The following is a 9,014-nucleotide window of genomic DNA, read 5'->3' as shown; positions in this document are numbered from 1 at the left end:
CCAGCCGACCCGCCCCGGCGGTCCCGCGCCGCGAGACCGGGCGGCCGGCGGCCGGCGCACGGCCCAGCCCGCCCCCGTGCCGCGTCCGCCGCGCGGCGGACCACGGCCGCCGGCGTACGAGACGATGCCGATCCCGGCCGACGCCGCCCGCGAACGTCGGCGTGGGGCGACCGCGATGACCGGCCGCACCGCCCGGCCCGTCCGCGCTCGCGACGCGGAGCGCCGCCAGCCGCGCCGCCCCGCCCCTGACGCCGGGGGCCGCCAGAGCCCCGGCGCCGGCCGGCCCAGCCCCATCCACCGGGGACGGGAGCGATGAGCGCGGCGTCCACAGGCGGTCCCTCGGTCCTCGTGGTCGGCGGCGGCACCGCCGGCCACATCGAGCCCGCTCTCGCGGTGGGGGAGGCCGTCACCGCCCTCGACCCGACCGCACGCGTCACGGCCGTGGGCACCCCGCGCGGCCTGGAGACCGACCTCGTCCCCAAGCGGGGCGTGCCACTCGAACTGGTCGATCCGGTCCCGCTGCCGCGCAGTGTCGGCGGCGACCTGTTCCGCCTGCCCGGGCGTCTCGCCCGGGCCGTGCGCGGGGCACGCGAGGTGTTGCGACGCACGGACGCGGACGTCGTCGTGGGCTTCGGCGGGTACGCGTGCGTGCCCGTGTACCTGGCCGCGGCGGCGCCGCTGCGACCCGCCTCCGGGGGCGCGCGTCGCCGCGTGCCGATCGTCGTCCACGAGGCCAACTCGCGCGCGGGGATCGCCAACAAGCTCGGCGCGCGGTTCGCCGTCGCGACCCTCGCCGCGGTCACCGGGTCGGGGCTCGACGCCCGCGTCGTGGGCAACCCCGTCCGCCGCGCCGTCGCGACCCTCGACCGCGCGGCCCTGCGGTCGCGGGCCCGCGCGACCTTCGGGCTGGACCCCGACGGGCCCGTCCTGCTCGTCGTGGGCGGCTCCCAGGGCGCGCGGTCGCTCAACACCGCCATGGCGGCGGTCGCCGAGGAGTTCTCCCGGGCCGGCGTGGGCGTCCTGCACGCGGTCGGTCCTAAGAACCTCGACGACGCCCCGGTCGTACCGGCCGGCGGCGCGCCCTACGTGACCGTGCCCTACCTCGACCGCATGGACCTGGCGTACGCCGCCGCCGACCTCATCCTGTGCCGGTCGGGTGCCATCACCGTCGCCGAGGTGTCCGCCGTCGGGCTGCCGGCGGTGTTCGTCCCCCTGCCCCACGGCAACGGCGAGCAGGCCCTCAACGCCCGCGACCTCGTCGCCGGCGGCGCGGCCCTGCTCGTGGAGGACGCCGACCTCACGCCCGACCACCTCCGGTCTGAGGTCCTGCCTCTCGCGCTGGACCCCGACCGGCTCCAGATGATGTCCGAGGCCGCCGTCCGCGGCGGCTCCCGAGACGCGGCGGAGGTCGTGGCGCGCATCGCGCTGGACGCCGCCGGAAAGGCCCCGCGTTGACCTCCACCATCCCCGGCACCGACTCCGTGCCGACCACGCTCGAGCGCGTCCACATGATCGGGATCGGCGGCGCGGGCATGTCCGGCGTCGCGCGGATCCTGCTCGACCACGGCGTGGCGGTCTCCGGCAGCGACGCCCGCGACTCGGCCGACCTGCGCGCGCTGGCCGATCGCGGCGCCGTCGTGCGCGTCGGCCACCACGCCGACGCCCTCGAGGCCCTCGACTCGCCCCCGCAGATCGTCGTGGTGTCCAAGGCGGCGATCCCCGCCGACAACTCAGAACTCGTCGCGGCGCGGGCCGCGGGCATCCCGGTCGTCACCAGGTCGCAGGTGCTCGGGCACCTCGCCCGGGCGGGCCGCTCGATCATGGTGTGCGGTACCCACGGCAAGACCTCCACCACCTCGATGCTCATCGCGGGCATGCTCTCCGCCGGGTCCGACCCGTCCTTCGCGGTGGGCGGCACCGTCCTGCAGTTCGGGACCAACGCGCGCGGCGGCGCCGACCCCGTGTTCGTGGCCGAGGCCGACGAGTCCGACGGGTCCCTCGTGCACTACGAACCCGACGTCGTGATCCTCACCAACGCCGAACCCGACCACCTCGACCACTTCGGCACCGCCGAGGCGTACTACGAGGTCTTCGACACCTTCCTCGCCCGCATCCCCGATACCGGCGCGCTCGTGGTGTGCGTCGATGACGAGGGCGCGGCCGAGCGCGCGCGCCGGGCCGCGGCCGCGGGCGTCCGCGTGGTGGGGTACCGCACCGTTGACGGTCCGACGACCGACCTGCCGGTGGCGGGGGAGCTCGCGGGGATCACCGTCGACTCCGACGGCACGCGGGCCCGGCTCACCCTCGACGGCGGGTCGCACGGCGAACTGCACGTGGGCACCCCGGGCGAGCACATGGCGCTCAACGCCCTGGCCGCCCTGCTCGCCGCCCGCGAGGTGGCCGGGTCCGGCGGCTTCGACGCGGACGGGTTCCTCGCCGGCCTGTCCGGGTTCGGCGGCGTCGGACGACGCTTCGAGCCCAAGGGCGAGGCCGTGGTCGGCGACGGGCGGGCGCGCGTCTACGACGACTACGCCCACCACCCCACGGAGGTCGCCGCGGTGCTCGGCGCCGCGCGGGAGATCGTCGAGGCGGACGGGGGGCGGCTCGTCGCCGTCTTCCAGCCCCACCTGTACTCGCGCACCAGGATCTTCGCCGAGGAGTTCGGCCGCGCACTGTCGCTCGCCGACGAGGTGGTGGTCCTCGACGTCTACGGCGCGCGCGAGCGACCCGAACCCGGCGTCGACGGCGGGCTGATCGCCCGGAACGTCACCGCGGCCGTCCACCACGTGCCCGACCTCGACAGCGCGCTGACGACGGTCACCGGGATCCTGCGGCCCGGCGACGTCGTGTTCACCCTCGGCGCCGGCGACATCACCACTCTCGGCCCGCGGATCGTTACCGGCGGGGAGCCGTGAGGAGGGCCGCGCGGTGACCAACGAGCCCGACCTCCCCGAGGAGCACGACGTCCCCGGTGCGCCGGACGTCGATCCCGCCGCGGAGCGACCGGGGCCCGACCCCGGGCCACCGCCCACCGAGGCGTCCACCGAGGTGCCGGCGTGGGACACCCCGCCGACCGACGACCCCGATCGCCGGCGCGCCGCGGCCGACCTGCGCCGCTCCGACGAGCGGGTCCGTCATTCCGACCCGGCGGTGCGCGCACGCCTGCGGCGCCGCCGCCGGCGGACCAACCGGATCTACGCCGGGCTGGGCATCGCATTGGTCGTGGTGCTGCTCGGCTACATCGCGCTGTACTTCCTGCCGGTGTTCGCCGTCCGTGAGGTGAGCGTCGAGGGCACACGGACGATCCCCGCGGAGGTCGTCACCGAGCGCGCGGCGGTCGCACCGGGCACGCCGCTGCTCCAGGTCGACACCCACGCGGTCGCCCGGCGCGTGGCGGGCATCCCGCGCGTGGATCAGGTGACGGTCAAGCGGGACTACCCGTCGGGACTGCGGATCGAGCTCGTCGAGCGCACCGCGCTGGTGGTGGTGGAGGTCGACGGCGAGCAGCATCTCGTGGACGCCCAGGGCATCGACTTCGGCCCGGGCGAGGTGCCGCCCGGGACTCCTGTGCTCACGGTGGGAGAAAACGCCCGCGGCGAGCTGCCGGCGGTCGTCCGCGACCTGGCGACGGTCTTCGCCGAGGTGCGGGGCACGGCCGGTCAGGAGATCACCGCCGTGGAGGTCGACACCCGCGCGTCGATCGTGCTCACCCTCGCCGACGGGCGGATCGTCGAGTGGGGAGCGGCCGGCCGCGACCGGGAGAAGGCCGTGGCTTTGCAGATGGTTCTCGAGCAGCCGGGACAGATCTGGAACGTGTCCAACCCGGCCCTGCCGACGTCCCGCTAGGGCCCCGCCGGCGCCACGTCCGCACCCCGGCGGAGCACCGTCGACGGCCCGGTACACACGACACGCCCGCGAGCCTCGTGGACGCGCGGGGCCGCTAGCCCTACCGTGGTGTTCCGACGGCCGAAACCGCCTCTGACCAGCAAGTTTAACCCTCAACTAGAGGGTGAGACTTCAGGGTCCACGGAACGTTTCGTCGAGACAGCACGCAACCGAGCACGACACCCCCATAGGAAGGCCGGGCCTCGATGAGCTCACCCCACAACTACCTCGCAGTCATCAAGGTCGTCGGCATCGGCGGCGGCGGCGTGAACGCGGTCAACCGGATGATCGACGAGGGGCTCAAGGGCGTCGAGTTCATCGCCGTGAACACCGACGCGCAGGCCCTCCTCATGTCGGACGCCGACGTCAAGCTCGACGTGGGCCGCGAGCTCACCCGAGGACTCGGCGCGGGCGCCGACCCCGAGGTGGGCCGTAAGGCCGCCGAGGACCACAAGGACGAGATCGAGGAGGTGCTCAAGGGCGCCGACATGGTCTTCGTCACCGCCGGCGAGGGCGGCGGCACCGGCACCGGCGGCGCGCCCGTCGTGGCGGCCATCGCCCGCAAGCTCGGCGCCCTCACCGTGGGCGTGGTCACGCGCCCGTTCTCGTTCGAGGGCAAGCGCCGCGGCGGCCAGGCCGACGCCGGCATCGACGCCCTGCGCGAGGCCTGCGACACGCTCATCGTGATCCCCAACGACCGCCTCCTGCAGCTGGGCGACGCGGGGGTGTCGATGATGGAGGCGTTCAAGACCGCCGACGAGGTGCTGCTCAACGGTGTCCAGGGCATCACCGACCTCATCACCACGCCCGGCGTCATCAACGTCGACTTCGCCGACGTCAAGGGCGTCATGTCCGGCGCCGGCAGCGCGCTCATGGGCATCGGCTCCTCCCGGGGAGAGGGGCGCGCGTTCAAGGCTGCCGAGGCCGCCATCAACTCGCCGCTGCTCGAGACCACGATGGAGGGCGCCAAGGGCGTGCTCATGTCCATCGCCGGTGGCAGCGACCTGGGCCTGTTCGAGATCAACGAGGCCGCCTCCCTCGTGCAGGAGGAGGCGCACCCCGACGCCAACATCATCTTCGGCACGGTCGTCGACGACTCCCTCGGCGACGAGGTCCGCGTGACGGTCATCGCCGCCGGGTTCGAGGGCGGGTCCCGGCCGGTCGCCGCCGGCGCGGCCCAGCCGCGCCGCGGCCGCCACCACCTCGACGACGACGAGTCGGTCCCCGGCGCCTCCGGCGACACCGGCGGGGCCTCGGAGCTCGGATCGACGCCCCTCGGCGGCCGCGGTCGCGAGGAGTCGGCCTACCCGGGCTCCGGCGGGTCGTCCGCGAGCTCGGCGGGCACGTCCTCGTCCTCGTCCTCGTCCCGTCGCCGCGACGAGGACGACGACATCGACGTCCCGCCCTTCATGCGGCACTGACCGGGCACCCCGTGACGCCCGACGGCACGGGGCGCGTCCGCCGGGTGGTCACCGACCGCCGCGGCGGCGCGTCGACCGGAGACTTCGACTCGTTCAACCTCGGCGACCACGTCGGTGACGCCCCCGCCGCCGTGGCAGCCAACCGCGCGCGGCTGGCCCGCCGACTCGGCCTGCCCGCGACCGACATCGTGTGGATGGACCAGGTCCACGGCACCCGGATCGCCCGCGTCACCAGGCCGACCGGCGGGCCCGTCCCCGCCACGGACGGACTCGTGACCGACCGGCCCGGCCTCGCGCTGGCGGTGCTCACCGCCGACTGCGTCCCGGTGCTCGCCGCGGACGAGCAGGCCGGCGTGATCGGGGCCGTGCACGCGGGACGCGTCGGCGCGGTCGGCGGGATCGTCCCCCACCTCATCGGCGCGATGACCTCGCTCGGGGCGCGTCCGGAACGGATCACCGTGCTCCTCGGACCGGCGGCGGCAGGGGAGCACTACGAGCTGCCCGACGACCTCGCCGACGAGGTCGAGGCGGCCCTGCCCGGCAGTCGCACCCGGACCGTCGCCGGAACCGCGGGCGTGGACCTGCGCAAGGGCATCACCCGCCAGCTCGCCGGGCTCGGCGTGACGCGCGTCGACTCCGACCCCCGCTGCACGATCGCCGAGGAGTCTCTGTTCTCCTATCGTCGACAGGGGCGGACCGGGCGCCAGGCCAGCGTGATCTGGCGGCAGGTGTAGCAGGCCGGGCCGGCCGACCCGCCGGACCGGGAGACGAAAGGGCGGACATGACCGACACCAGGGCCACAGAACTCGCCGCGCGGCTGGCAGAGACCCGCGAACGCGTGGACGCGGCCCGGGCGGCGGCGGGCCGGACCGACGAGGTCGACCTCGTCGTCGTCACCAAATTCCATCCCGTCACCGACGTCGTCCACCTCGCCCGCCTCGGGGTGCGTGACGTCGGCGAGAACCGGGTCCAGGAGGCGGCGGCCAAGGTCGGCGACCTCGCCGCCGCCGACGCCGAGTTGGCGGCGTCCGTGCGGTGGAACATGGTCGGGCACATCCAGTCCAACAAGGCCGCCGCCGTGGCCGGGTGGGCCGACAGGGTCCACTCGGTGGACTCCGTGAAGGTCGCGAACGGGCTCGAGCGTGGCCGCGCCCGCGCCGCCGACGAGCGCGACGGCGTCACGCCCCTGCCCGTCCTGCTCCAGCTGAGCCTCGACGGCGACACCTCCCGCGGCGGGGTCACCCGCGAGGACCTGCCCGCTCTGGCCGACCACGTCGCCGGACTCGGGCACCTCCGTCTGGCCGGGCTCATGGTGGTGCCCCCGCTCTCCGGCGAGCCCGCCGCCCACTTCGCCGACGCCGCCGACGTCGCCGCCGACCTGCGGCGCCGGCACCCCGACGCCGTCGAGTTCTCCGCGGGCATGTCCGGGGACATCGAGGAGGCGATCGCGGCAGGTTCCACCTGCGTGCGTGTCGGAACGGCGATCCTCGGCCCCCGACCAGTAGTTTGAGATCCAGCCTCGCGGGGACACCCGCCCGCGAAGAACACACGCCCGCGAAGAACACACGCCCGCGACGACCCCGTTACCAGGAAGGTCCCGGAAGATGAGCGCAATCGCCCGGTTCAAGGAGTACTTCGGAATGGCGCCCGTCGCGGCGTACGAGGACGAGTACCTGGACGACTACGACCGCCCCGTCCACCACGACGCGCGCGTCGGTCGCGGAATGCACGACACGGACGACCTCGGTCCGGTCGCCCGCGACCGCCGGGACGACTACGGCTACGCCGCCGACCGGTACCTCGACGAGCCCGCGCCCCGCTCCCGCGTCGCCGACCTCGACCCCGTCGACGAGCGTGCCGCCGCCCGCCGTGCGCCCGTCGAGGAGCCGGCTCCGCGCCCCCGCCGCTACCACGCGGCCGAGGCCGGCGCGCGCGCCAACCTCCGCGGTGTGCCCGCCACCCGCGGTGCCGTCGCCCTCGCGCCGGAGGAGGACTTCGTCGAGGACGGGCTCGTCACCGTTCCCGAGACCGTCGTGGAGCGCCCCCGCGGCTTCGGCGACGGCAAGAGTCTCGGCGAGCACTTCCGCGCCGGACGCGCGGTCGTCCTGGACCTGTCCACGATGGCCTCCGGAGACGCCCGACGCATGGTCGACTTCGCCGCCGGCCTCGTCTTCGGCCTCGACGGCCACATGGAGAAGGTCGCCGACCGCGAGCGCACGTTCCTCCTGCAGCCCGCCGGCATGGACCTCACCGAGGCCGAGGTCCGCGACGCCGTCAACGGCGCCTTTCGCCGCTGACCGGTCCGCCCGTCGGCGGGGACCGGGTGCCCTCGGGCACCGCGGTGGCCCGGGGAAGTAGAGTTGAAGCGTGACGTTGATTCTGCTGATCCTCTATTACCTGGTCGAGGTCTTCTGGTTCCTGCTCCTGGGCCGGATCGTGGTGGAGATGATCGCCTCGTTCTCCCGTAGCTGGACGCCGAAGGGTGTCCTCGCGGTGGTGCTGGAGTGGCTGTTCACCATCACGGACCCGCCGGTCAAGGCGTTGCGCAAGGTCATCAAGCCGGTCCGTCTCGGCCAGGTCTCCCTGGACCTGTCCGTCCTGGTCCTGTTCATCATCCTCATGGTGCTGCGGGTCGTCATTCTGGCCTTCATCTGAGCGATGGGGCCGCGCTGCGGCCGGCAGAGCGGCCCCGGTTCACCGACCCGGACCACGGCCGCTGGTGACGCGCGGGCCGGTTGTGACTAGATTGGCCACAGTTAAGGTAGAAATGAAGTCGTGGGTCCGGTGCGTGAACGCCGGACCGGCACCCGAGACGACCACGAGGGGTATCCCATGCCGTTGACACCAGCCGATGTGCACAACGTCGCGTTCTCCAAGCCACCGATCGGCAAGCGTGGCTACAACGAGGACGAAGTCGACCAGTTCCTGGACCTGGTCGAGACGGAGCTCGCGGAACTCGTCTCGGACAACGAGGACCTCCGGCAGCGGGTCGAGGAGCTGACCCGCGACCTCGAGAAGGCGCGCAAGGCCGCTGACGAGGCCGGCAAGTCCTCCGGCGGTGGATCGGGTGCCGCCGCTCCCGCCGCGCAGGCCCCGGCGCCCGCGCCGACGCCGGCCCCGGCGCCCACCACTCCCGCTCCCGCCGCCGCGACCCCGTCGCTCGGCAAGGGCGAGGACGACGGCGCCGCCAACAACGAGACGCACCTGCGCGCCGCCCGCGTCCTGGCCATGGCCCAGGAGATGGCGGACCGCCTGACCGGCGAGGCCAAGAAGGAGTCCGACGGGCTCATGGCCAAGGCCCGCAGCGAGTCGGACCGGCTGGTCGGCGACGCCCGGACGCAGTCCGAGAAGCTGGTCAACGACGCCAAGTCGCAGGCCGAGAAGATGGTCGGCGACGCGCGCCGCGAGGCGGACAAGCTTCTCGCCGAGGCCAAGAGCAAGTCCGACGGCATCGTCAAGGATGCCCAGGCCCGGTCCGAGCAGCAGGTCAAGGAGGCGCAGGCCAAGGCCGACGCCCTGCAGGCCGACGCCGAGCGCAAGCACACCGAGATCATGGCGACCATCAACCAGCAGCGCGGTGTGCTGGAGAGCCGGATCGACCAGTTGCGGACGTTCGAGAAGGACTACCGCAGCCGTCTCACCAGCTACCTGGAGAACCAGCTCGCCGAACTCGGCAAGACCGGCTCCGCCGCCCCGGCGGCCCCCGCC

General features: G+C 74.1%; 9 protein-coding genes and 1 pseudogene. All 10 read left to right on the top strand.

What is annotated here, in order from left to right; genetic code table 11:
• Positions 1 to 316 (top strand): annotated as a pseudogene (locus tag DPA01S_RS17355) (putative lipid II flippase FtsW); the annotation flags it as partial.
• Positions 313 to 1,455, top strand: coding sequence for an undecaprenyldiphospho-muramoylpentapeptide beta-N-acetylglucosaminyltransferase (gene murG, locus DPA01S_RS15450; RefSeq protein WP_061917676.1), 1,143 nt, complete (start codon positions 313 to 315; stop codon positions 1,453 to 1,455). The pseudogene DPA01S_RS17355 and the gene murG, both read left to right, overlap by 4 nt.
• A gap of 53 nt (positions 1,456 to 1,508) precedes the next feature.
• The gene (gene murC, locus DPA01S_RS15445) at positions 1,509 to 2,915 is read left to right on the top strand and encodes a UDP-N-acetylmuramate--L-alanine ligase (RefSeq protein WP_061917679.1); all 1,407 of its coding nucleotides are present in this window, start codon (positions 1,509 to 1,511) and stop codon (positions 2,913 to 2,915) included.
• A 13-nt stretch (positions 2,916 to 2,928) separates the two neighbouring features.
• A complete protein-coding gene (locus DPA01S_RS15440; protein ID WP_061228929.1) occupies positions 2,929 to 3,846 on the top strand; it encodes a cell division protein FtsQ/DivIB in 918 nt (305 codons plus the stop codon).
• Between the two features lie 245 nt (positions 3,847 to 4,091).
• A complete protein-coding gene (gene ftsZ / locus DPA01S_RS15435) occupies positions 4,092 to 5,306 on the top strand; it encodes a cell division protein FtsZ (protein ID WP_061228930.1) in 1,215 nt (404 codons plus the stop codon).
• 11 nt (positions 5,307 to 5,317) lie between these two features.
• A complete protein-coding gene (pgeF, locus tag DPA01S_RS15430) occupies positions 5,318 to 6,040 on the top strand; it encodes a peptidoglycan editing factor PgeF (RefSeq protein ID WP_061228931.1) in 723 nt (240 codons plus the stop codon).
• Positions 6,041 to 6,087: 47 nt separating this feature from the next.
• Positions 6,088 to 6,816 carry a YggS family pyridoxal phosphate-dependent enzyme gene (locus DPA01S_RS15425; protein WP_061228932.1) on the top strand — a complete coding sequence of 243 codons (729 nt, stop codon included), beginning with the start codon at positions 6,088 to 6,090 and terminating at the stop codon, positions 6,814 to 6,816.
• A gap of 94 nt (positions 6,817 to 6,910) precedes the next feature.
• Positions 6,911 to 7,603 carry a cell division protein SepF gene (locus DPA01S_RS15420; RefSeq protein WP_061228933.1) on the top strand — a complete coding sequence of 231 codons (693 nt, stop codon included), beginning with the start codon at positions 6,911 to 6,913 and terminating at the stop codon, positions 7,601 to 7,603.
• A gap of 70 nt (positions 7,604 to 7,673) precedes the next feature.
• Positions 7,674 to 7,961 (top strand): YggT family protein, encoded by a 288-nt coding sequence (locus DPA01S_RS15415; RefSeq protein ID WP_061228934.1) that lies wholly within the window; start codon positions 7,674 to 7,676, stop codon positions 7,959 to 7,961.
• A 177-nt stretch (positions 7,962 to 8,138) separates the two neighbouring features.
• A partial coding sequence (locus DPA01S_RS15410; RefSeq protein ID WP_061228945.1) for a DivIVA domain-containing protein occupies positions 8,139 to 9,014 on the top strand: 876 nt, incomplete at its 3' end.

The organism is Dietzia papillomatosis NBRC 105045 (assembly GCF_001570845.1).
GTDB lineage: Bacteria > Actinomycetota > Actinomycetes > Mycobacteriales > Mycobacteriaceae > Dietzia > Dietzia cinnamea.
This window is presented reverse-complemented; position numbering and strand designations above follow the sequence as displayed.